Below are 327 nucleotides of genomic sequence, written 5' to 3' on the forward strand. Positions count from 1 at the left end.
GAGGATGCCGAGCGGCTGCGCCGCTCCGGCCTGATCGATCCGGCGCGCGTCTCCGCCGTCGAAGCCGGCGCCTGTCCGCATACCGTGATCCGCGAGGATCCGACCCTCAACATCGTTGCCGGCGACGAACTCGAGGCGCGGTTCCCCGGCCTCGAGTTGCTGATCTTCGAGTCCGGTGGCGACAATTTGGCCTCCACCTTTTCTCTCGATCTTGTCGACTGGTGGATCTTCGTCATCGACGTAGCCGGCGGTGGTGATATCCCGCGCAAGCGTGGCCCCGGTGTGCTTCGCTGCGACCTTCTCATCGTCAACAAGATCGATCTCGCC

1 protein-coding gene is annotated in these 327 nt (G+C 64.5%); it reads left to right on the forward strand.

Annotation, left to right across the window (positions count from 1 at the left end; all coding sequences use genetic code 11):
* A partial coding sequence (locus tag GSQ79_RS20360) for a GTP-binding protein (RefSeq protein WP_305764626.1) occupies positions 1 to 327 on the forward strand: 327 nt, incomplete at both ends.

Origin of the sequence: Beijerinckia sp. L45, from assembly GCF_009765775.1 — a bacterium.
In the GTDB taxonomy this organism is placed as follows: domain Bacteria; phylum Pseudomonadota; class Alphaproteobacteria; order Rhizobiales; family Beijerinckiaceae; genus RH-AL1.